17 protein-coding genes are annotated in these 23,223 nt (G+C 54.2%); 11 read left to right on the forward strand and 6 right to left on the reverse strand.

All coding sequences use genetic code 11. The features are described 5' to 3' along the window. Nucleotides 1-15 precede the first annotated feature (15 nt). Nucleotides 16-1,389 carry an aromatic amino acid transporter AroP gene (gene aroP, locus WLO31_RS03380; RefSeq protein WP_435929106.1) on the reverse strand — a complete coding sequence of 458 codons (1,374 nt, stop codon included), beginning with the start codon at nucleotides 1,387-1,389 and terminating at the stop codon, nucleotides 16-18. Between the two features lie 553 nt (nucleotides 1,390-1,942). Here aroP and pdhR point away from each other — a divergent pair. From pdhR to yacL, 6 genes are all read left to right on the forward strand, one after another. After that, nucleotides 1,943-2,707, forward strand: coding sequence for a pyruvate dehydrogenase complex transcriptional repressor PdhR (gene pdhR, locus WLO31_RS03385; RefSeq protein ID WP_435929107.1), 765 nt, complete (start codon nucleotides 1,943-1,945; stop codon nucleotides 2,705-2,707). Nucleotides 2,708-2,847: 140 nt separating this feature from the next. Continuing rightward, on the forward strand, nucleotides 2,848-5,511 hold the full coding sequence (gene aceE, locus WLO31_RS03390) for a pyruvate dehydrogenase (acetyl-transferring), homodimeric type (protein WP_435929108.1): 2,664 nt from the start codon (nucleotides 2,848-2,850) through the stop codon (nucleotides 5,509-5,511). Nucleotides 5,512-5,525: 14 nt separating this feature from the next. Then, nucleotides 5,526-7,412 carry a pyruvate dehydrogenase complex dihydrolipoyllysine-residue acetyltransferase gene (gene aceF / locus WLO31_RS03395; protein ID WP_435929109.1) on the forward strand — a complete coding sequence of 629 codons (1,887 nt, stop codon included), beginning with the start codon at nucleotides 5,526-5,528 and terminating at the stop codon, nucleotides 7,410-7,412. Between the two features lie 201 nt (nucleotides 7,413-7,613). Next, nucleotides 7,614-9,038, forward strand: coding sequence for a dihydrolipoyl dehydrogenase (gene lpdA / locus WLO31_RS03400; protein ID WP_435930496.1), 1,425 nt, complete (start codon nucleotides 7,614-7,616; stop codon nucleotides 9,036-9,038). A gap of 773 nt (nucleotides 9,039-9,811) precedes the next feature. Then, on the forward strand, nucleotides 9,812-12,409 hold the full coding sequence (gene acnB / locus WLO31_RS03405) for a bifunctional aconitate hydratase 2/2-methylisocitrate dehydratase (protein WP_435929110.1): 2,598 nt from the start codon (nucleotides 9,812-9,814) through the stop codon (nucleotides 12,407-12,409). Between the two features lie 174 nt (nucleotides 12,410-12,583). Continuing rightward, nucleotides 12,584-12,946 (forward strand): protein YacL, encoded by a 363-nt coding sequence (yacL, locus tag WLO31_RS03410; RefSeq protein ID WP_435929111.1) that lies wholly within the window; start codon nucleotides 12,584-12,586, stop codon nucleotides 12,944-12,946. 49 nt (nucleotides 12,947-12,995) lie between these two features. Here the strand turns inward: yacL and speD are convergent, their stop codons facing one another. The 3 genes from speD to WLO31_RS03425 all read right to left on the reverse strand — a co-directional run bounded on the left by speD (nucleotide 12,996) and on the right by WLO31_RS03425 (nucleotide 15,126). Next, nucleotides 12,996-13,790 (reverse strand): adenosylmethionine decarboxylase, encoded by a 795-nt coding sequence (gene speD, locus WLO31_RS03415; RefSeq protein ID WP_435929112.1) that lies wholly within the window; start codon nucleotides 13,788-13,790, stop codon nucleotides 12,996-12,998. 14 nt (nucleotides 13,791-13,804) lie between these two features. After that, a complete protein-coding gene (gene speE / locus WLO31_RS03420; RefSeq protein ID WP_435929113.1) occupies nucleotides 13,805-14,671 on the reverse strand; it encodes a polyamine aminopropyltransferase in 867 nt (288 codons plus the stop codon). Between the two features lie 107 nt (nucleotides 14,672-14,778). Then, nucleotides 14,779-15,126 carry a YacC family pilotin-like protein gene (locus WLO31_RS03425; protein ID WP_435930497.1) on the reverse strand — a complete coding sequence of 116 codons (348 nt, stop codon included), beginning with the start codon at nucleotides 15,124-15,126 and terminating at the stop codon, nucleotides 14,779-14,781. Nucleotides 15,127-15,271: 145 nt separating this feature from the next. On the opposite strand from WLO31_RS03425, the gene cueO reads away from it, so the two are divergent. Beyond that, nucleotides 15,272-16,831, forward strand: coding sequence for a multicopper oxidase CueO (gene cueO / locus WLO31_RS03430; RefSeq protein ID WP_435929114.1), 1,560 nt, complete (start codon nucleotides 15,272-15,274; stop codon nucleotides 16,829-16,831). A gap of 71 nt (nucleotides 16,832-16,902) precedes the next feature. Here cueO and WLO31_RS03435 read toward each other — a convergent pair whose 3' ends face one another. After that, entirely contained in the window at nucleotides 16,903-19,335 is a 2,433-nt protein-coding gene (locus WLO31_RS03435) for a glucose/quinate/shikimate family membrane-bound PQQ-dependent dehydrogenase (RefSeq protein ID WP_435929115.1), read from the reverse strand. A gap of 145 nt (nucleotides 19,336-19,480) precedes the next feature. Here WLO31_RS03435 and hpt point away from each other — a divergent pair, with 145 nt between their 5' ends. Beyond that, complete coding sequence (gene hpt / locus WLO31_RS03440) at nucleotides 19,481-20,017, forward strand: hypoxanthine phosphoribosyltransferase (protein WP_435929116.1); 537 nt, start codon at nucleotides 19,481-19,483, stop codon at nucleotides 20,015-20,017. A 160-nt stretch (nucleotides 20,018-20,177) separates the two neighbouring features. Here hpt and can read toward each other — a convergent pair whose 3' ends face one another. Beyond that, the gene (can, locus tag WLO31_RS03445) at nucleotides 20,178-20,858 is read right to left on the reverse strand and encodes a carbonate dehydratase (RefSeq protein ID WP_435929117.1); all 681 of its coding nucleotides are present in this window, start codon (nucleotides 20,856-20,858) and stop codon (nucleotides 20,178-20,180) included. A 108-nt stretch (nucleotides 20,859-20,966) separates the two neighbouring features. Here can and WLO31_RS03450 point away from each other — a divergent pair, with 108 nt between their 5' ends. The 3 genes from WLO31_RS03450 (at nucleotide 20,967) to WLO31_RS03460 (ending at nucleotide 23,211) form a co-directional block, all read left to right on the forward strand. Further along, nucleotides 20,967-21,890 carry an ABC transporter ATP-binding protein gene (locus WLO31_RS03450; RefSeq protein WP_435929118.1) on the forward strand — a complete coding sequence of 308 codons (924 nt, stop codon included), beginning with the start codon at nucleotides 20,967-20,969 and terminating at the stop codon, nucleotides 21,888-21,890. Further along, on the forward strand, nucleotides 21,887-22,657 hold the full coding sequence (locus WLO31_RS03455) for an ABC transporter permease (protein WP_435929119.1): 771 nt from the start codon (nucleotides 21,887-21,889) through the stop codon (nucleotides 22,655-22,657). Before WLO31_RS03450 ends, WLO31_RS03455 begins: the two co-directional genes overlap by 4 nt. A 119-nt stretch (nucleotides 22,658-22,776) precedes the next feature. After that, nucleotides 22,777-23,211: a PTS sugar transporter subunit IIA gene (locus WLO31_RS03460; protein WP_435929120.1), complete on the forward strand. Its 435-nt coding sequence runs from the start codon at nucleotides 22,777-22,779 to the stop codon at nucleotides 23,209-23,211. Nucleotides 23,212-23,223: the final 12 nt, after the last annotated feature.

Raw genomic sequence — 23,223 nt, forward strand, 5'->3', positions numbered from 1 at the left:
AAAAACAGTGCAGGCTTAAGCTTTCACTGACTTCGAGCCACGCTGGATTTTAATCCAGTAACCGATGCCCAGGATCAGCACCCAGACTGGAATCAGCCATACGGAAATCGCCATGCCGGGCGTAATCGCCATAATCACCAGAATTCCCGCCATAAAGAGCAGGCAGATCCAGTTACCCAGCGGATAGAACAGCGCCGGGAAGCGGGTCTTCACGCCCTGCTGGTCCTTCTTGCTGCGGAATTTAATGTGCGCAAGGCTAATCATCGCCCAGTTGATGACCAGCGCGGAAACGACCAGCGCCATCAGCAGGCCAAAAGCTTCGCCTGGCATCATATAGTTAAGTAATACGCACAGCGCGGTGGCGATAGCAGAAACCAGAATTGTGGTGACCGGCACGCCGCGTCTGTCCACCTTCAGCAAGGCTTTAGGCGCGTTGCCCTGCTGTGCCAGGCCGAACAGCATGCGGCTGTTGCAGTATACGCAGCTGTTATAAACCGACAGCGCAGCCGTCAGAATAACGATATTCAGCGCGTTCGCGACCAGGGAATCACCCAGCTCATGGAAGATAAGCACGAACGGGCTGGTATCTGCGGTGACGCGCGTCCATGGCATCAGCGAAAGCAACACCGCCAGCGAACCCACATAGAAGATCAGAATGCGGTAGATAACCTGGTTGGTCGCTTTAGGAATGCTGATCTCCGGGTTGTCCGCTTCAGCGGCGGTGATGCCTACCAGCTCCAGGCCGCCAAACGAGAACATGATGATCGCCATCATCATCACCAGCCCCGTCATGCCGTGGGGCAGGAAACCGCCTTGCTCCCAAAGGTTGCGCACCGTGGCCTGCGGGCCCGCGCTGTCGCTAAACAGCAGCCAGCCGCCGAAGAGGATCATCGCTACAACCGCGACAACTTTGATGATGGCGAACCAGAACTCCATTTCGCCGAACACTTTGACGTTGGTGAGGTTAATGGCGTTGATAAGCACAAAGAAAGCGGCTGCGGAAACCCAGGTTGGGATTTCAGGCCACCAGAACTGAACGTATTTCCCGACGGCGGTCAGTTCAGCCATCGCCACCAGAACATAAAGCACCCAGTAGTTCCAGCCGGAAGCAAATCCGGCGAATCCACCCCAGTATTTATAGGCAAAGTGGCTGAATGAACCGGCGACCGGCTCTTCAACAACCATTTCACCCAGCTGGCGCATAATCAAAAATGCGATAAAGCCTGCGATAGCGTAGCCGAGAATAATACCCGGTCCCGCAGACTGAATGACGGAGGCGCTGCCCAGAAACAGGCCCGTCCCGATAGCTCCACCCAGCGCGATAAGCTGAATATGGCGGTTTTTAAGGCCGCGCTTTAGCGTGTCGCCGCCTTGCTGTTGACCATCCATCGTTAAACCTCGTGATTGTGATTGTTTTTATACGCTCGTAGCGGCGTGTGTAATTTTGCAATTCCGTAAGGTGTAGTCTTTTTTTTACGGCTGTTAATTCCACTATTTTGCGTTGTGGACTACCGCAGCGCCAAGAATAGTGGTAAGCGCCAGCGTTTGCACCTGCTTTCTTTTATGGCTGCGACGAGTTGGATAAAAAGAAACCAAACGTAAATAAATACCCGCTTCGCTACCACCTTGTTATTTCCCGCCGTCGGGCGACCTTTATCAATTTATATTCATATATAAAAGGGTTGAATCGGTTCAGATTGTCAGGAAATTGAAATACGAGGCTTATATAAAAGTTAAATCTGCCACTTTGTAGGTAATCATAAGATTTGTGGGAGGTTACATGTTTGAAACGCTATATCCGTAATGTTGTTAAAAAGTGCCGGCATTACTGATTTCAATCAAAACCAATATGGACAGAAGGTGAATACTTTGTTACTTTACCGTCACGAATGTGAAATTGGTCATACCAATTGACTCCGGGCTAATGGCAGAGAAAGGAAGAATGGCCTACAGCAAAATTCGCCAACCCAAATTATCCGATGTGATTGAGCAGCAGTTGGAGTTTCTTATCCTTGAGGGAACCTTGCGTCCCGGCGAAAAACTCCCACCCGAACGCGAACTGGCGCGTCAGTTTGACGTTTCTCGTCCTTCACTGCGCGAGGCCATACAGCGTCTCGAGGCGAAAGGATTACTGCTTCGTCGACAGGGCGGTGGCACTTTTGTCCAGAACAGCCTCTGGCAGAGCTTAAGCGACCCGCTTGTAGAACTGCTGTCTGACCATCCTGAATCCCAGTTCGACCTGCTTGAAACCCGCCATGCCCTGGAAGGGATCGCCGCCTATTACGCCGCATTGCGCGGTACGGACGAAGATCTCAAACGCATCAGCGATTGCCACGTTGCCATCGAGCAGGCGCAGGAGTCCGGCGATCTGGATGCCGAATCCGACGCCGTTATGCAGTATCAAATTGCAGTGACTGAAGCCGCACACAACGTTGTGCTACTACACTTGTTGCGTTGCATGGAACCTATGCTCGAACAAAACGTTCGTCATAATTTTGAATTGCTCTACGCGCGTCGAGAAATGCTGGCGCAAGTGAGCAGCCATCGCGCCAGCATTTTTGCGGCGATTATGGCCCGCCAGCCGGAGCAGGCGCGTGAAGCGTCGCATCGTCACCTGGCATTTATCGAGGAAATATTGCTGGATCGCAGCCGCGAAGAGAGCCGTCGTGAACGTTCTCTGCGGCGCTTACAGCAACGAAAGGAATAGAGCCGTTCAGGCTCGCAAGCGCCAAATTTAGAGCGCGGCAACTAAACGCAGAACCTGTCTTATTGTGTTTTTTCAAGGAAAGCGCAATGGGACAGGTTCCAGATAATCAACGTATTAGACACAGATAAGGAATACCACCCATGTCAGAACGTTTCCCAAATGACGTGGATCCGATCGAAACTCGCGACTGGCAACAGGCGATCGAATCGGTCATCCGTGAAGAAGGTGTTGAGCGTGCTCAGTATCTCATCGACCAGTTATTGTCCGAAGCTCGCAAAGGCGGCGTTAAAGTGGCTGCTGGTACTGGTGCAGCCAACTACGTAAACACCATTGCCGTTGAAGATGAGCCGGAATATCCGGGCAATCTGGATCTGGAACGCCGCATTCGTTCTGCCATCCGCTGGAACGCCATCATGACCGTGCTGCGTGCCTCGAAGAAAGATCTGGAGCTTGGCGGCCACATGGCTTCCTTCCAGTCTTCTGCGACCATCTATGAAGTGTGCTTTAACCACTTCTTCCGCGCGCGCAGCGAAAAAGACGGCGGTGATCTGGTGTACTTCCAGGGCCATATCTCTCCGGGCGTGTACGCACGTGCGTTCCTGGAAGGCCGTCTGACCGAAGAGCAGATGAACAATTTCCGTCAGGAAGTTCACGGTAAAGGTCTCTCTTCCTATCCGCACCCGAAACTGATGCCGGAGTTCTGGCAGTTCCCGACCGTTTCTATGGGGCTGGGCCCGATTGGCGCTATCTACCAGGCTAAGTTCCTGAAGTACCTGGAACACCGTGGCCTGAAAGATACCTCAGAACAGACCGTTTACGCCTTCCTGGGCGACGGCGAGATGGATGAGCCGGAATCCAAGGGCGCGATTACCATCGCTACCCGTGAAAAACTGGATAACCTGTGCTTCATCATCAACTGCAACCTGCAGCGTCTCGATGGTCCGGTAACCGGCAACGGCAAAATCATCAACGAACTGGAAGGCATCTTCGCGGGCGCCGGCTGGAACGTTATCAAGGTGATGTGGGGCGGTCGTTGGGATGAGCTGCTGCGTAAAGACACCAGCGGTAAGCTGATTCAGCTGATGAACGAAACCGTTGACGGCGACTATCAGACCTTCAAATCTAAAAACGGCGCCTACGTGCGCGAGCACTTCTTCGGTAAATATCCGGAAACCGCAGCGCTGGTTGCAGACTGGACTGACGAGCAGATCTGGGCGCTGAACCGCGGCGGTCACGATCCGAAGAAAGTCTACGCTGCGCTGAAAAAAGCGCAGGAAACCAAAGGTAAAGCGACCGTAATCCTTGCCCATACCATCAAAGGTTACGGCATGGGTGATACCGCAGAAGGTAAAAACATCGCTCACCAGGTGAAGAAAATGAACATGGACGGCGTGCGTTATATCCGCGACCGTTTCAACGTTCCAGTAACCGATGAGCAGGTTGAAAAACTTTCTTACCTCACCTTCCAGGAAGGTTCTGAAGAGTACAAGTACCTGCATGAACGTCGCCAGGCGCTGAAAGGCTACCTGCCGTCTCGTCAGCCGAACTTCACCGAGAAGCTGGAACTGCCGGCGCTGGAAGATTTCTCTCAGCTGCTGGAAGAGCAGAACAAAGAGATCTCCACCACTATCGCTTTCGTTCGCGCCCTGAACGTGATGCTGAAGAACAAGTCGATCAAAGATCGTCTGGTGCCTATCATCGCCGATGAAGCGCGTACTTTCGGTATGGAAGGTCTGTTCCGTCAAATCGGTATCTACAGCCCGAACGGCCAGCAGTACACTCCGCAGGACCGTGAGCAGGTTGCATACTATAAAGAAGACGAGAAAGGTCAGATCCTGCAGGAAGGTATCAACGAGCTGGGCGCAGGCGCATCCTGGCTGGCTGCTGCGACCTCTTACAGCACCAACAACCTGCCGATGATCCCGTTCTACATCTACTACTCCATGTTCGGTTTCCAGCGTATCGGTGACCTGTGCTGGCAGGCAGGCGACCAGCAGGCTCGCGGCTTCCTGGTCGGTGGTACTTCCGGTCGTACGACGCTGAACGGCGAAGGTCTGCAGCACGAAGATGGCCACAGCCACATTCAGTCTCTGACTATCCCGAACTGTATCTCTTACGATCCGTCTTACGCGTATGAAGTTGCCGTGATCATGCACGACGGCCTGGAGCGTATGTACGGTGAGAAACAAGAGAACGTTTACTACTACATCACCACGCTGAACGAAAACTACCACATGCCGGCAATGCCGGCAGGCGCTGAGGAAGGTATCCGTAAAGGTATCTACAAACTCGACACCCTCGAAGGCAGCAAAGGTAAAGTTCAGCTTCTGGGCTCCGGTTCTATCCTGCGTCACGTTCGTGAAGCGGCAGAGATCCTGGCGAAAGATTACGGCGTAGGTTCTGACGTATACAGCGTTACCTCCTTCACTGAACTGGCGCGTGATGGCCAGGATTGTGAGCGCTGGAACATGCTGCACCCAATGGAAACGCCGCGCGTACCTTACATTGCTCAGGTGATGAACGACGCTCCGGCGGTGGCTTCTACTGACTATATGAAACTGTTCGCTGAGCAGGTTCGTACTTACGTACCAGCTGATGATTATCGCGTACTGGGTACCGACGGCTTCGGTCGTTCTGACAGCCGCGAAAACCTGCGTCACCACTTCGAAGTTGATGCTTCATACGTGGTAGTAGCAGCGCTGGGCGAACTGGCTAAACGTGGCGAAATCGATAAGAAAGTGGTGGCGGAAGCCATCACCAAATTCAACATCGATGCAGATAAAGTTAACCCGCGTCTGGCGTAAGAGGTAAAAGAATAATGGCTATCGAAATCAACGTACCGGACATCGGGGCTGATGAAGTTGAAATCACCGAGATCCTGGTCAAAGTGGGCGACAAAGTTGAAGCTGAACAGTCGCTGATCGTCGTAGAAGGCGACAAAGCCTCTATGGAAGTTCCGTCTCCGCAGGCTGGCGTCGTCAAAGAGATCAAAGTCTCTGTCGGCGACAAAACTGAAACCGGCAAACCGATCATGATTTTCGATTCCGCCGACGGTGCAGCTGATGCTGCACCTGCTCAGGCAGAAGAGAAGAAAGAAGCGGCTCCGGCTGCCGCTGCACCAGCAGCCGCTGCGGCAAAAGAAGTGAACGTGCCGGACATCGGCGGCGACGAAGTTGAAGTCACCGAGATCATGGTGAAAGTTGGCGATAAAGTCGAAGCTGAACAGTCCCTGATCACCGTAGAAGGCGACAAAGCCTCTATGGAAGTACCGGCACCGTTCGCCGGCACCGTAAAAGAGATTAAAATCAGCACCGGCGACAAAGTCTCTACCGGCTCTCTGATCATGGTCTTCGAAGTAGCGGGTGCTGCACCTGCTGCGACAGAAACTAAAGCTGAAGCCGCTCCGGCCGCTGCGGCACCGGCTGCATCCGGCTCTAAAGAAGTAAACGTGCCGGATATCGGCGGTGACGAAGTTGAAGTGACCGAAGTGATGGTGAAAGTCGGCGACAAAGTTGCGGCTGAGCAGTCACTGATCACCGTGGAAGGCGATAAGGCTTCTATGGAAGTGCCGGCGCCGTTCGCGGGCACCGTGAAAGAGATCAAAATCAGCACCGGCGACAAAGTCTCCACCGGCTCTCTGATCATGGTCTTCGAAGTTGAAGGCGCTGCGCCTGCTCCGGCGGCTAAGCAAGAAGCAGCGGCTCCGGCTCCTGCGGCGAAAGCAGAAAAACCTGCTGCGGCACCGGCTAAAGCAGAAGGCAAATCTGAATTCGCTGAAAACGACGCTTACGTTCACGCTACCCCGCTGATTCGCCGTCTGGCGCGCGAGTTTGGTGTAAACCTGGCGAAAGTAAAAGGTACCGGTCGTAAAGGCCGTATCCTGCGCGAAGACGTTCAGGCTTACGTGAAAGAGGCCGTTAAGCGCGCGGAAGCTGCACCAGCAGCCGCGGGCGGCGGATTGCCTGGCATGCTGCCATGGCCGAAAGTTGATTTCAGCAAGTTCGGCGAAATCGAAGAAGTTGAGCTGGGCCGTATCCAGAAAATCTCCGGTGCGAACCTGAGCCGTAACTGGATAATGATCCCGCACGTTACGCACTTCGACAAAACCGATATCACCGATCTGGAAGCGTTCCGTAAGCAGCAGAACGCCGAAGCTGAGAAGCGTAAGCTGGACGTGAAATTCACCCCGGTGGTCTTCATCATGAAAGCCGTTGCTGCGGCGCTTGAGCAGATGCCACGCTTCAACAGCTCCCTGTCCGAAGATGGCCAGAAGCTGACGCTGAAGAAATACATTAACATCGGTGTTGCGGTTGATACGCCAAATGGTCTGGTTGTTCCGGTCTTTAAAGACGTGAACAGGAAGAGCATCACTGAGCTGTCTCGCGAGTTGACCACCATCTCCAAAAAAGCGCGTGATGGTAAGCTGACGGCCGGCGAAATGCAGGGCGGCTGCTTCACCATCTCCAGCATCGGCGGCCTGGGGACTACCCACTTCGCACCGATTGTGAACGCGCCGGAAGTGGCTATCCTCGGTGTGTCCAAGTCCGCGATGGAACCAGTGTGGAATGGCAAAGAGTTCGTGCCGCGTCTGATGATGCCAATCTCTCTCTCCTTCGACCACCGCGTGATCGACGGTGCTGATGGTGCGCGTTTCATCACCATCATCAACAACACCCTGAGCGATATTCGCCGCCTGGTGATGTAATCGAAAAAGCCGGCCGGTCGGCCGGCTTTTTTCTGATAATCTCATGATGTTATTTGAGATTAGCGGCTGCATAACATAAATCGTTTGCCGTTTGTTGTTTCAAAATTGTTAACAATTTTGTAGACTACGGGCGGATAGAACGTCCCGGTGGCAATGGGCGTCAAAGACCAGGGACCGCCGGAAATCAATTAAGAGGTCATGATGAGTACTGAAATCAAAACTCAGGTCGTGGTACTTGGGGCTGGTCCTGCAGGCTACTCCGCTGCTTTCCGTTGCGCTGATTTAGGTCTGGAGACCATCATTGTAGAACGTTACAGCACCCTTGGCGGTGTCTGCCTGAACGTTGGCTGTATCCCTTCTAAAGCCCTGCTGCACGTTGCTAAAGTTATCGAAGAAGCAAAAGCTTTGGCCGAGCACGGCATCGTTTTCGGTGAGCCAAAAACCGATATCGACAAAATTCGTACCTGGAAAGAGAAGGTGATCAACCAGCTGACCGGCGGCCTGTCCGGTATGGCGAAAGGTCGTAAAGTTAAAGTGGTTAACGGCCTGGGCAAATTCACCGGCGCTAACACCCTGGTTGTCGAAGGCGAAAACGGCCCGACGACCATCACCTTCGATAACGCTATTATCGCGGCGGGTTCCCGTCCGATTCAGCTGCCATTCATTCCGCATGAAGATCCACGCGTATGGGATTCCACCGACGCGCTGGAGCTGAAATCCGTACCAAAACGTATGCTTGTGATGGGCGGCGGTATCATCGGTCTGGAAATGGGCACCGTTTATCATGCGCTGGGTTCAGAGATTGACGTGGTTGAGATGTTCGACCAGGTTATCCCGGCTGCCGATAAAGACGTTGTTAAAGTATTCACTAAACGCATCAGCAAGCAGTTCAACCTGATGCTGGAAACCAAAGTGACCGCGGTTGAAGCCAAAGAAGACGGCATCTACGTCACGATGGAAGGCAAAAAAGCCCCGGCGGAACCACAGCGTTACGACGCGGTGCTGGTCGCTATCGGCCGTGTACCTAACGGCAAGCTGCTGGAAGCCGGCGCTGCAGGCGTTGAGGTTGACGACCGTGGCTTTATCCGCACCGATAAGCAGATGCGCACCAATGTGCCGCACATCTACGCTATCGGCGACATCGTCGGTCAGCCGATGCTGGCCCACAAAGGCGTACACGAAGGCCACGTTGCCGCTGAAGTTATCGCCGGCATGAAGCACTACTTCGACCCGAAAGTGATCCCGTCTATCGCTTATACCGAACCAGAAGTTGCCTGGGTTGGCCTGACCGAGAAAGAAGCGAAAGAGAAAGGCATCAGCTACGAAACCGCCACCTTCCCGTGGGCAGCTTCTGGCCGTGCTATCGCTTCCGACTGTGCGGACGGCATCACCAAACTGATCTTCGACAAAGAGACTCACCGTGTTATCGGCGGCGCGATTGTCGGGACTAACGGCGGCGAGCTGCTGGGTGAAATCGGCCTGGCTATCGAAATGGGCTGCGACGCCGAAGACATCGCGTTGACCATCCATGCGCACCCGACTCTGCATGAGTCTGTTGGTCTGGCGGCAGAAATCTTCGAAGGCAGCATTACCGACCTGCCAAATGCAAAAGCGAAGAAAAAGTAAGAGTTACATTTGCTGAAACGGCCCTGCGGGGCCGTTTTTTTTGCCTAAAAGGCCGCTCTTGCGAGCGGCCAGTAGCTTAATTGCCCAGGTTCAGCACGAACTGAACCGTGATGTCTGAAATATTCCAGCCACCGTGACTCAGCGCGAGCAATGAGCCTGACAACAGGATAAGCGTATAAAGCAGACGCATCTCCATTGCTTAAGTCCCTGAGGACTACGGCGATTCCTTCTTAACCGGGAAAGGCAGAACCAGGCAAGTGTTCGAAGCTTGCCACGTAGCATTACAGAACTGCTTCCGGGTCCGGTGACTGGCTGCTACACCAGCGAAGCAGACCGGGGAAAAATGTAAAATAAAATCATTTAGTAAGGAATCGGGTTTTAGCGTTTGCAGCAGGTTACATTCAGTTTTCGACAGCAGTACGCAAATTGAACAATTAATATTGCAAGCCCGGGTCGTTGAAGGCAAAATCAAAGGCGTTCGAAGCTTGTCACATACTTCTCCTCAACGTGTGCTACCGCTTTGAAGAGACAAACGAACCGCCGAAAGGCGGTTTTTTTGCGCTCAGGGGTCATATCGAAAAGTAATCTTTCGCCCTTAACGATTCAGCAAAAATATAATGTTGCTTTTTTGTAAACGGATTAACAGGCTTCGGAAATCCTGCTATGCTGCCCGACGCGGTATCGGGCATTTACCCTACAAACTGCTGTCTCACAGGAGCGTGAAGAGATTAGCCTGGTGGCGCCATATGACAATGAGAGCGAGGAGAACCGTCGTGCTAGAAGAATACCGTAAGCACGTAGCTGAACGTGCCGCCGAGGGGATTGTTGCAAAACCATTAGATGCAACCCAAATGGCCGCACTGGTTGAGCTGCTGAAGAATCCGCCTGCGGGCGAAGAAGAATTCCTGTTAGACCTGATTACCAATCGTGTTCCGCCAGGCGTTGATGAAGCCGCCTATGTTAAAGCCGGGTTTCTGGCTGCCATCGCCAAAGGCGACGCTATCTCCCCATTAATCTCCCCTGAAAAAGCGGTTGAACTGCTTGGTACCATGCAGGGCGGTTATAATATTCATCCGCTGATTGACGCGCTGGATAACGAAAAGCTGGCCGCTATTGCCGCTAAAGCGCTGTCCCATACGCTGCTGATGTTCGATAACTTCTATGATGTGGAAGAGAAAGCGAAAGCGGGCAACCTTCATGCGCAAAAGGTGCTGAAGTCCTGGGCTGATGCCGAGTGGTTCCTGTCTCGTCCAAAACTGGCCGAAAAAATCACCGTCACCGTCTTTAAAGTGACCGGCGAAACCAACACCGACGACCTGTCTCCGGCCCCGGACGCCTGGTCGCGCCCGGATATCCCTCTGCACGCGCTGGCGATGCTGAAAAACGCCCGTGAAGGTATTGATCCGGACCAGCCGGGCAGCGTTGGCCCGATCAAACAGATCGAAGCGCTGAATAAAAAAGGTTTCCCGCTGGCTTACGTTGGTGACGTAGTCGGCACGGGTTCATCCCGTAAATCCGCGACTAACTCCGTGCTGTGGTTCATGGGCGACGACATTCCGAACGTGCCGAACAAACGCGGCGGCGGCGTGGTGCTCGGCGGTAAAATCGCGCCAATCTTCTTTAACACTATGGAAGATGCCGGTGCGCTGCCAATCGAAGTGGACGTCAACGGCCTGAACATGGGCGATGTTATCGACATCTATCCCTATAAAGGCGAAGTGCGTCACCACGACACCAACGAGCTGATTGCAAACTTTGAGCTAAAAACAGACGTCTTGCTGGACGAAGTCCGTGCCGGCGGCCGTATTCCGCTGATCATCGGCCGTGGCCTGACGACCAAAGCGCGTGAAGCGCTGAATCTGCCGCACAGCGAAGTCTTCTTACAGGCGAAAGATGTGGCGGCCAGCACGCGCGGCTTCTCGCTGGCGCAGAAAATGGTTGGCCGCGCCTGTGGCGTGGAAGGCATCCGTCCGAACCAGTACTGCGAGCCAAAAATGACTTCCGTCGGTTCTCAGGACACCACCGGCCCAATGACCCGTGATGAGCTGAAAGACCTGGCGTGCCTGGGCTTCTCCGCCGATCTGGTTATGCAGTCCTTCTGCCATACGGCGGCCTATCCTAAGCCTGTGGATGTGACGACCCACCATACGCTGCCGGACTTCATCATGAACCGTGGCGGCGTGTCGCTGCGTCCGGGCGACGGCGTTATCCACTCCTGGCTGAACCGTATGCTGCTGCCGGATACCGTGGGTACAGGCGGTGATTCCCATACCCGTTTCCCAATCGGTATCTCGTTCCCTGCGGGTTCCGGTCTGGTGGCCTTTGCTGCCGCAACGGGCGTGATGCCGCTGGATATGCCTGAATCGGTGCTGGTGCGCTTCAAAGGCAAAATGCAGCCGGGCATCACCCTGCGCGATCTGGTTCACGCCATTCCGCTGTATGCCATTAAACAGGGCCTGCTGACCGTTGAGAAGAAAGGGAAGAAAAACATCTTCTCCGGCCGCATCCTGGAAATCGAAGGCCTGCCGACGCTAAAAGTCGAGCAGGCGTTTGAACTGACCGACGCCTCCGCAGAACGCTCCGCCGCTGGCTGCACCATCAAGCTGGACCGCGAGCCGATTGAAGAGTATCTGAACTCCAACATCGTGCTGCTGAAGTGGATGATCGCGGAAGGGTACGGCGATCGTCGCACGCTTGAGCGCCGCATCCAGGGCATGGAGAAATGGCTGGCAGATCCGCAGCTGATGGAAGCTGACGCGGATGCGGAATATGCGGCCGTAATTGAAATCGACCTGAACGATATCAAAGAGCCAATTCTCTGCGCGCCAAACGATCCGGACGATGCGCGTCTGCTGTCCGATGTTCAGGGCGAGAAGATCGACGAAGTGTTTATCGGCTCCTGCATGACCAATATCGGCCACTTCCGTGCCGCCGGTAAGCTGCTGGATAGCCATCAGGGCCAGCTGCCAACTCGCCTGTGGGTGGCGCCGCCAACGCGTATGGATGCCGCACAGCTCACCGAGGAAGGCTATTACAGCGTCTTTGGCAAGAGCGGGGCGCGTATCGAAATCCCTGGCTGTTCACTGTGCATGGGCAACCAGGCGCGTGTAGCCGATGGCGCGACGGTGGTTTCAACCTCCACCCGTAACTTCCCGAACCGTCTGGGCACCGGGGCTAACGTCTTCCTGGCTTCCGCAGAACTGGCCGCCGTGGCTTCGCTGCTGGGCAAACTGCCAACGCCGGACGAATACCAGACCTTTATGGCGCAGGTCGATAAGACGGCGGTAGATACTTACCGTTACCTGAACTTCGATAAGCTTTCCCAGTACACCGAGAAAGCCGACGGCGTTATCTTCCAGACTGCGGTCTAGTCAATACCATCCTCTCCCCGTGGGAGAGGTGCCGGGGGTGAGAGTGTCATGCTCCACCCCTTTTTTATTTCTTAACCTTCTCTGTACCACGCTGTTTTTCGCCGACTTTGCTGCGATAATTACGCTATACGCGAAGGGGCGCTGGCTTTCCCTCGCCCTGTAGAGGAAAACACCATGGAATATGAATTTTTGCGCGATGTCACCGGACGGGTGTTGGTGCGTATGTCGATGGGCCACGAAGTGGTGGGCCATTGGTTTAACGAGGAAGTAAAAGACAACCTGGCGTTACTGGATGAGGTGGAGCAGGCGGCCTTATCGGTAAAAGGCAGCGAACGTCAGTGGCAACGTACCGGGCATGAATATACGCTCTGGCTTGACGGTGAAGAGGTGATTATCCGGGCCAATCAGCTGGAGATTTCCGGCGATGAGATAGAAGAAGGAATGAGTTACTACGACGAAGAAAGCCTGTCATTTTGCGGCGTGGAAGATTTTCTCCAGGTGGTAAACGCTTATCGGAAGTTTGTGAACCACCGCTAGCGGTGATTTTGTACGGCGGGCGCGCTTAGCGCTACCCGCCACAACCGCATCAGACGTGGGGAATATTGCGTCCGTAATAAATCTCGCGCATCTCTTTCCAGAGTAAATCCGTAATCATCCGGCGTTCCTCTTCGCTCAGCTCCTCCGGGCGGGTATGGAACATATAATGTTTCAGATCGAACTCTTTTAATAACATCTTGGTATGGAAGATGTTTTCCTGATAAACGTTGACGTCCACCATGTCATACAGCGCTTTCATGTCGTCGGACATAAAGTTCTGAATCGAATTAATCTCATGATCGATAAAGTGTTTCATGCCGTTTACGTCGCGGGTAAAGCCGCGCACGCGATAATCAACGGTGACGATATCGGATTCAAGCTGGTGGATAAGGTAATTCAGCGCCTTAAGCGGTGAGATGACCCCGCAGGTTGAAACTTCTATGTCGGCCCTGAAAGTACACAGGCCGCCTTCCGGATGGCTTTCCGGATAGGTGTGCACGCAAATATGGCTTTTATCAAGGTGGGCGACGATAGCGTCCGGCAGCGGGCCGGGGTGTTCGGACTTGTCGATGCTTTGCGGATCGACAGGCTCCTCGCTGACCAGAATAGTGACGCTTGCGCCCTGCGGTTCATAGTCCTGGCGGGCGATATTCAAAATATTCGCGCCAATAATGGAACAGGTCTCGCTGAGGATCTCCGTCAGGCGGTTCGCGTTATACAGCTCGTCAATATAGGCAATATAACCATCACGCTCTTCGGCGGTATTGGCATAGCAAATATCGTAGATACAAAAACTCAGGCTTTTCGTCAGGTTGTTAAAGCCGTGTAGTTTCAGCTTTTTCAATTTTTATCACCTCCTTAGGATGGCTGGCAGGCCAGCGCATCGTGCAAATATTGCGGCAAAGCGAACGCCGCCGTGTGGATTGCCGGATTGTAATAGCGGCAGGTAATAGCGGCTTTCTGGAATCGGGCCTGGATGATTTCGGCGCTGAGGTGGCGCAGAGCGGGGTTGTCCGTCGCCCAGGCAAAGGTCATGATGCCGCCGAAATAGGTCGGGATCGCCGCCTGGTAAAAGCTGACGTCTGCAAAGTAGTGGCCGAGCTTGCGGTGGCTGTCGATGGCTTCATCCTGCTGCAGGAAGCAGACGCCGTTTTGCGCGACGAAAATACCGCCGGGATTCAGGCAGCGTTTGCAGCCTTCGTAAAAGGCGGAGGTGAACAGACTTTCGCCCGGGCCGATAGGATCGGTACAGTCGGAAATAATCACGTCAAAGGTTTGCGTAGTCTGGTTAACGAAATTGACGCCGTCGTCAATTACCAGCTTAAAACGCGGATCGTCATAGCTGCCGGCATTGTGGTTCGGCAGATACCGGCGGCAAAACGACACGACGCCTGCATCGATCTCCACCATGGTGATGCTTTCAACGTTCTTATGACGCGTGACTTCGCGCAGCATCGCGCCGTCGCCGCCGCCGATAATCAGCACCTGTTTCGCCCGACCATGAGCCAGCAGCGGAACGTGCGTCATCATTTCATGGTAAATAAACTCATCGCGTTCGGTGGTTTGCACCACGCCATCTAACGCCATCACGCGCCCAAAAGCGGCGTTCTCGAAGATGACCAGATCCTGATGTTCCGTCTTCTCGTGATACAGCACGTTGTCGATGGCAAAGTACTGGCCAAAATTTTCATGCAGCGTTTCGCGCCACACTTTTTTATCGGTCATGGGCCTACACCTCTTCGTTAACACCCTGGAAAAATGGGCGCAACATAATAGCCAACAATAGCCGCGGGTGCACGGCTATTATTTCAGCAGAGGTCTGGGAGGATGGGTCACTTAACGTAGGCGAGCAGGCTTAAAGAGTCACGGGCCAGCGATTTACATTTGTTTGCCGTCGGGATGGCGATGCCGCTCAGATCGCGATAGCTGTCCTCACCCAATGCCTTCATGTTGAAGCTATCGTAGTTGCTTAAATCCCACTGGTTTTGCTGAGCAAAAAAGACCAGCGCGCGACGAATCTGTCCGTTAGGGAGGTTCTGGTAGCCACAATCATTTTTCAAAAATACAAATACCGCAGTCAGATCGGCCATATCTTCTGCTTCCGATTCGCTAAGTGCCTGACTGCTGGCAGAAAAGGCCAGCAAAACACCCAACAACAACGCCCTAACTCCCATCTTCATCACGTCTACCACTTTTTATCAGATGCGAAACGTTATCACAGTTAATTGGACCACGACGAGATTTATTATCTGCCGCAAACTTGACCTTCCCGTTGGGGAAAGGTTTATGCTCACAGGCACGCCTGCTGACTTAAAGGAACTGAATATGCATCGTCGTGATTTCCTGAAATATTCCGCCGCCGTTGGCGCTTTTAGCGCGCTGCCGCTCTGGAGCCGTGCGGCGCTGGCAACGGAGCGTCCTGTTTTACCTGTTCCCGCTTTACTCGCGCCGGACGCCAAAAACAGTATTCGCCTAACCGTCCAGGCCGGTAACAGCGCTTTTGGGGCAAAATCTGCCGCCACCTGGGGCTATAACGGCAATCTGCTTGGTCCCGCCTTACAGCTTACCCGGGGCGAAGCGGTTACCGTCAATATTTATAATAGCCTGGCTGAAGAAACTACGGTGCACTGGCACGGTCTTGAGGTGCCGGGCGAGGTCGACGGCGGCCCGCAAGGCGTCATTGCCGCAGGTGGAAAACGCAGCGTAACCTTCACCCCGCAGCAGCGCGCGGCAACCTGCTGGTTTCATCCTCATCAGCACGGTAAAACGGGGCATCAGGTCGCAATGGGGCTGGCGGGACTGGTGTTAATTGAAGATACGGCAAGCCGCCAGCTAATGCTGCCAAAGCAGTGGGGCATTGACGATGTTCCGCTGATTATTCAGGACAAGCGCTTTTCCGCAGACGGAGAGATTGATTACAAGCTGGACGTGATGAGCGCCGCGGTGGGCTGGTTTGGCGACACGCTGCTGTGCAACGGGGTGCGCTACCCGCAGCATGCTAACCCACGCGGCTGGCTGCGTCTGCGTTTACTGAACGGCTGTAATGCCCGTTCCCTGAATATTGCCGCCAGCGACCGCCGCCCTCTGTACGTGATCGCCAGCGACGGCGGCCTGCTGGCGGAGCCGGTGAAGGTCACCGAGCTGCCGATGCTGACGGGCGAGCGTTTCGAAGTGCTGGTGGACACCCTCGACGGCAAACCTTTTGATATTGTCACGCTGCCCGTCAAACAAATGGGCATGACCGTAGCGCCGTTTGATAAACCTGTGCCGGTGGCACGCATTCAGCCGCTGCGTATTGCCGCTTCGGGAACGCTACCGGATAAGCTGGTTGATATGCCTTCACTACCCGCTCTGGAAGGGCTAACCGAGCGCTGGCTGCAGCTGATGATGGATCCGATGCTCGATATGATGGGCATGCAGGCGCTGACGGACAAATACGGCAAGCAGGCCATGGCGGGGATGAGCATGGCCGGGCATGGCGAGATGGGCGGGATGAATCACGGCGCGATGGGACACGGCAAGGCAGGTCAAGGATTCGACTTCCACAACGCCAACAAGATAAACGGCAAGGCTTTCGCTATGAACGCGCCCGCTTTTGCAGCCGCTAAGGGAAAATATGAGAAATGGACGATCTCGGGCGAAGGCGACATGATGCTGCATCCGTTCCATATTCACGGCACGCAGTTCCGCATACTAAGCGAGAACGGTCAGCCGGTCGCGGCGCATCGTCAGGGCTGGAAGGATACGGTTCATGTGGAAGGCGGGCGCAGCGAGGTGCTGGTGCGTTTCGATCATCAGGCCTCTGCAGAACAGGCGTATATGGCGCATTGCCATCTGCTCGAGCATGAAGATACGGGCATGATGCTTGGCTTTACCGTGGCGTAAAAAATGCCCGCACCGTAAGGCGCGGGCATTTTCAATACTATGCCCTTTCCAGAGGAAAGGGCGGCGAAGCTTTATTTAGCGTCGTCCGGCAAAGCGTAAGCGACGATATAGTCGCCCATCTTCGTACCGAAGGAGCCGTGGCCGCCTGCGGAAATGACGACGTACTGCTTACCGTTCACTTCATAAGTCATCGGCGTTGCCTGGCCACCGGCCGGCAGGCGCGCTTCCCACAGCTTTTCACCGTTGCTCATGTTATATGCGCGCAGGTAGTTATCTGCGGTTGCGCCAATGAACAGGACGTTGCCAGCCGTAGAGATTGGGCCGCCCAGCATCGGCATCCCCATTTTGAACGGCAGCGGAAGCGGCGAGCTGTCGCGTACGGTACCGATACGTTTTTTCCACACCACTTCGTTGGTTTTCAGATCCACCGCAGAGATGTAGCCCCATGCCGGTTGCTTACAAGGTAAGCCGAACGGAGAGAGGAACGGGTTGAGCGTTACGCCATACGGCACGCCGTACTGCGGCTGAATACCTAACTCGGAACCGGTGCCTTGTCCATCTGCAGGTGGCTCCATTGGGTTACCCGGGCCGCGTGGCATCAGTTTAGAGACAAACGGCAGCGCCATCGGGTTGGCAATCGCTACCTGGCGATTAGGATCGACAGAAATACCGCCCCACTCGAACATCCCCAGGTTGCCCGGGAATACCAGCGTGCCTTGCTCAGACGGCGGGGTAAAGATGCCTTCATAACGCAGCTTGTGGAAAATCACGCGGCAGACCAGCTGGTCATAGAGGGTCGCGCCCCACATATCCGCACCGCTCAGATCTTTCTTCGGACGGAAGCTCAGATCGGAGAAGGGTTGGGTAGGAGCAACGTGGTCGCCTTTCGCCGCGCCCTGCGGCACAGGTTTTTCCGGGGCCGGAACAACCAGCTTGCCGTTACGACGATCCAGCACAAAGATATTGCCGGTTTTCGCCGGCGCGTAGATCACCGGAACGGTGTTGCCGTTCTTATCGGTGATATCCGCAAGCGTTGGCTGAGCCGGTATATCCATGTCCCACAGATCGTGGTGCACGGTTTGATAGGACCACGCCAGTTTGCCGGTCGTTGCGTTTATCGCCAGAATGCTGCTGGCATAACGCTCCTGCTCCGGCGTGCGGTTGCCGCCCCAGATATCCGGAGTGGAGACGCCCATCGGCAGATACACCAGATCCAGTTTGGCATCGTAAGCTGCCGGCGCCCAGGAGTTCGGTGAGTTGATAGAGAAGTGATGCTCATCGCCCGGAATCGCATTCGGATCTTTCGCGCCCGGATCGAATGCCCACAGCAGTTTGCCGCTGTTAACATCAAAGCCACGAATCACGCCAGACGGCTCGCGAGTGGAGTAGTTATCCGTTACCGAACCCGCAATCACTATGACTTTATCAGTGATGATTGGCGGCGAGGTCGGCTCGTACATGCCTGGCGTCGTTACCGGCATATTGGTTTGCAGGTTCAGAATACCTTTGTTGCCGAAGCTTTCGCACAGCTGACCGTTATCAGCGTTCACTGCAAACAGACGGCCATCGTTCACCGGAAGGATGATGCGACGCGGACAGTCTGAAACAGCGTCCGGGCTGGCGTTATCCGCCGTGGCTTCATGATAAGAAACACCGCGGCAGGTCACGTGCTGATAGGTAGGATTGCTTTCCAGACGCGGATCGAATTTCCACTTCTGCTTACCCGTTGCGGCATCCAGCGCGAACAGCTGCTGGTGCGCGGAGCACAGGTAGAGGGTGTCACGGATTTTAATCGGGGTAACTTCGTTGGTAACTTCGCCCGAATCGTTGGGGCGTTTTAAATCGCCCGTCTGGAACGACCAGGCTTCTTTTAACTGACCAACGTTTTTATCGTTAATCTGCTTCAAAGGAGAGTAGCGTTGGCCTTCCTGATTGCGGCCATAGGCGGGCCAGTCGGCATCAGGAATAGTGGACGCTGGCGCGGCAGAAGCGGCTGCATCTGCGCTGAGCGTGCCGTTAATTTCCTGCGGATCGTTAAATACCGCCCAGATCAGAGCCACAACGGTGATGGCCAGAACGGCGCCTAAGGCCGGTACAGCGCCCGCGGAGGGCAGAATGAACTGGCGGTAGACAAAAGGTAACAGCAGCCATATGCCGAAGAAGAAGAGAACGTCCAGGCGCGGCGTAAGCGCCCAGAAATCGAAACCGACTTCCCAGACGGCCCATGCCAGGGTGCAAAGCAGCAGTGCGGCATAAATCCACAGGGCCAGTACTTTGCGTTGCCACAGTAACCATGCGGTGACAAGCATCACCACCCCGGCGATGGGGTAGTACCAGGACCCGCCAATCGCCACTAACCATATCCCGCCAATAAGTAAATACAGCCCGGTAAGTACCGCAAACAGGGCTGATAAGATCGCGAGCACACGCGATCCAGAGTTATTTATTTTCACAATTATCACACTCTTAAAAGATTGATAGCATTTAATTATAGGTATTAACATGTGTGACCTGCATCACATAAATGGCTTTTTTACTGAAAACGCCTGCGATTGGCTTTTGCTGTTATACTGCTGGCCTGAATATTTTGTGTTGGCGGAAGCTTAGCCAGCATCAAATGATTTGTTTTTAAATCATATGGTTATAGATATGAAACATACTGTAGAAGTGATGATCCCGGAAGCGGAGATCAAAGCCCGCATCGCAGAACTTGGTCGCCTGATAAGCGAACATTATCGCGACAGCGGAAGCGATATGGTGCTGGTAGGGTTACTGCGCGGCTCGTTTATGTTTATGGCGGACCTGTGCCGTGAAGTACAGGTGCCCCATGAAGTCGATTTTATGACCGCCTCCAGCTACGGCAGCGGCATGTCCACTACCCGCGATGTGAAAATCCTCAAGGATCTCGACGAAGATATCCGCGGTAAAGATGTGCTGATCGTCGAAGACATCATCGATTCCGGCAATACGTTAAGCAAAGTGCGTGAAATCCTCAGCCTGCGCGAACCAAAATCCCTGGCTATCTGTACGCTGCTGGATAAACCAGAGCGCCGTGAGGTGGAGGTCAACGTTGAATGGGTTGGTTTCTCCATTCCTGACGAATTCGTGGTGGGTTACGGTATCGATTATGCTCAGCGCTATCGCCATTTGCCGTACGTCGGCAAAGTGGTGCTGCTGGACGAATAGCCGGGCAAATTTGCTGCGGGATAAGGTTGAAAGCTGCATTGAAAACATTAACAGCTTAATCAACTCCTTGATTTTGCTGTTAATGACAAAGAAGGAAAATCGTGCTTTTCCTTCCTTCTTGATAACTTAAGGGCCTTCAGGGCCCTTTTTGCTACCTGCTTTACTGGGCAGGTATTATATTTTTATGGCTGCTGTGGGACAGACGCAGGTTTGAAATCCCGCTACGGTAACCCTGCTCAAGGGATTCGCGGCTGGTTGCAGTCACTTCCAGATCGCGCAGGCGACCATCGTGTATGCCATAGGCCCAGCCGTGGACGGTGACTTTCTGCCCACGCTTCCATGCGGATTGCATGATGGTGGAGTGGCCCAGGTTATACACCTGCTCCATAACATTCAGTTCACATAAGGTGTCAAGGCGCTGTTCCTGCGGGAGTTCTCCCAGCAGCGAACTATGCTTGAACCAGATATCACGAATGTGCAGCAGCCAGTTGTTGATAAGCCCTAAATCCGGATTCTCAACCGCCGCCTGTACGCCGCCGCATCCGTAGTGCCCGCAGATAATGATGTGTTCAACTTCAAGCACATCAACCGCGTACTGCACGACAGAAAGGCAGTTTAAGTCGGTATGGATGACCAGGTTTGCCACGTTACGGTGAACAAAGAGTTCGCCGGGCTCAAGGCCGGTCAGGCGTTCAGCCGGTACGCGGCTATCCGAGCAGCCAATCCACAGAAAACGGGGTTTCTGCGCCAAAGCCAGGCGTTTGAAAAAGCCCGGATCTTCATCTTCCATCAGTTTCGACCACATCTGGTTATTGCTGATGAGTGTATCTATATCTTTCATGGAGGTTAACAACCTGTAACCGAATAAGTGCGTTGAGGTAATATAGGGCAACTCGAGAAATTTTAAAACTGCTTAACAAATTTGCATCATGAAAGGTAATCCCAAACAATGACCACTGCATTAGAACTATCTAAGCTCACGAAAACCTATCCCGGCGGCGTACAGGCGCTGCGCGGCATAGATCTTCGCGTCGAGGCGGGGGATTTTTATGCCTTACTTGGCCCGAACGGCGCAGGAAAATCCACCACTATCGGTATCATCAGCTCGCTGGTGAACAAAACCTCCGGCCTTGTGCGGGTGTTTGGTTACGACCTGCAAAAGGATGTGGTAAACGCGAAGCGCCAGCTTGGCCTGGTCCCGCAGGAGTTTAACTTCAACCCGTTTGAGACGGTACAGCAGATCGTTGTACATCAGGCCGGTTATTACGGCGTTGAACGTAGCGAAGCGATAGCGCGCAGCGAAAAGTACCTAAAACAACTCGATCTGTGGGAAAAGCGCAATGAACGTGCGCGCATGTTATCAGGCGGCATGAAGCGTCGCTTAATGATTGCCCGCGCCCTGATGCACGAGCCTAAGCTGTTGATCCTTGATGAACCAACCGCAGGCGTGGATATCGAACTTCGTCGTTCCATGTGGGGCTTCCTGAAAGATCTGAACGACAAAGGCACCACCATCATTCTGACCACGCACTATCTGGAAGAGGCTGAGATGCTGTGCCGCAATATCGGCATTATTCAGAGCGGCGAACTGGTGGAAAACACCTCGATGAAATCGCTGCTCTCCAAGCTCAAGTCCGAAACTTTTATTCTCGATCTGGCGTCAAAAAGCCCGCTGCCGAAGCTTGAGGGCTACCAGTATCGTCTGGTCGATACCTCAACGCTTGAAGTGGAAGTGCTGCGCGAGCAGGGGATTAACAGCGTCTTTAGCCAGCTAAGCGCGCAAGGGATTCAGGTATTAAGTATGCGTAACAAGGCCAACCGTCTGGAAGAGCTGTTCGTCACGCTGGTAACTAAAAAAGGAGACCATGCATGATGCATCTTTACTGGGTGGCGTTAAAAAGTATCTGGACCAAAGAGATCCACCGCTTCACCCGCATCTGGATCCAGACGCTGGTGCCACCTGTCATCACCATGACGCTTTACTTTATTATCTTCGGAAACCTGATCGGCTCGCGCATCGGCGAAATGCACGGCTTTACCTATATGCAGTTTATCGTGCCGGGTTTGATCATGATGGCGGTGATCACCAACGCTTACGCTAACGTCGCCTCGTCGTTCTTCAGCGCGAAGTTCCAGCGTAATATCGAAGAGCTGCTGGTGGCCCCGGTGCCAACGCATGTGATCATCGCCGGCTACGTTGGCGGCGGCGTGGCGCGTGGCCTGTGCGTTGGCGTGCTGGTGACGGCGATTTCCCTGTTCTTCGTGCCCTTCCAGGTACACTCATGGCTGTTCGTCGCCCTGACCCTGGTGCTGACCGCGATCCTGTTTTCACTGGCGGGGCTGCTTAACGCCGTGTTCGCCAAAACGTTTGACGATATCAGCCTGATCCCCACCTTTGTGCTGACGCCGCTGACCTATCTGGGCGGCGTGTTCTACTCGCTGACGCTGCTGCCGCCGTTCTGGCAGGCGCTGTCGCATCTGAACCCCATCGTCTATATGATCAGCGGCTTCCGCTTTGGCTTCCTCGGCATCAGCGACGTGCCGTTACTCTTCACCGTCGTGGTGCTGCTGGCCTTTATCGCCGCGTTTTATCTGCTGTGCTGGTACCTTATTCAGCGTGGTCGCGGATTACGCAGTTAGCCGCAAGGCTTCCCCTGCGTGGGGAAGCCCGTCAGGATTTTTCCGTCGAAGATTGACTGACATCACCCCGCCTGACGCCCGCTCTGTCAAACTGGCATTTCGCTGACAGGAGATGGGATATGTTGGGATGGGTGATTGCGGGTCACGACTACTTTGCACAGGATATGCTGGACGTTATGGAAAAGCGCTTTGGTCCGCAATCTCAGTGCTACGCCGTCAATTTCTGGCAGGGGCTAAGTACGAATATGTTAAGCCGCATGCTGTGCGATGCGCTTTACAAGTGCGACTCCGGCGACGGCGTCATCTTCCTGACGGATAAAACGGGCGCAGCGCCTTACCGCACGGCCGCGCAGCTGAGCCATAAACACTCCCATTGCGAAGTCATCTCCGGCGTTACGCTGCCGCTGCTTTTTGCTATGCGCCGTCATCGCGATACGCTCTCAGGCGCTGCCTTCCGCCAGCTTATCGTTAAGCAGGGAGGGAGCGACGTTACGAGCCTCTGGCACCAGCAGCAAAAGCATCCCTCCTTTGTGCCGGCATCATTATCGATTTGAAAGGTTGGTATC

It is taken from the genome of Dryocola sharpae (assembly GCF_051307055.1).
GTDB lineage: Bacteria > Pseudomonadota > Gammaproteobacteria > Enterobacterales > Enterobacteriaceae > Dryocola.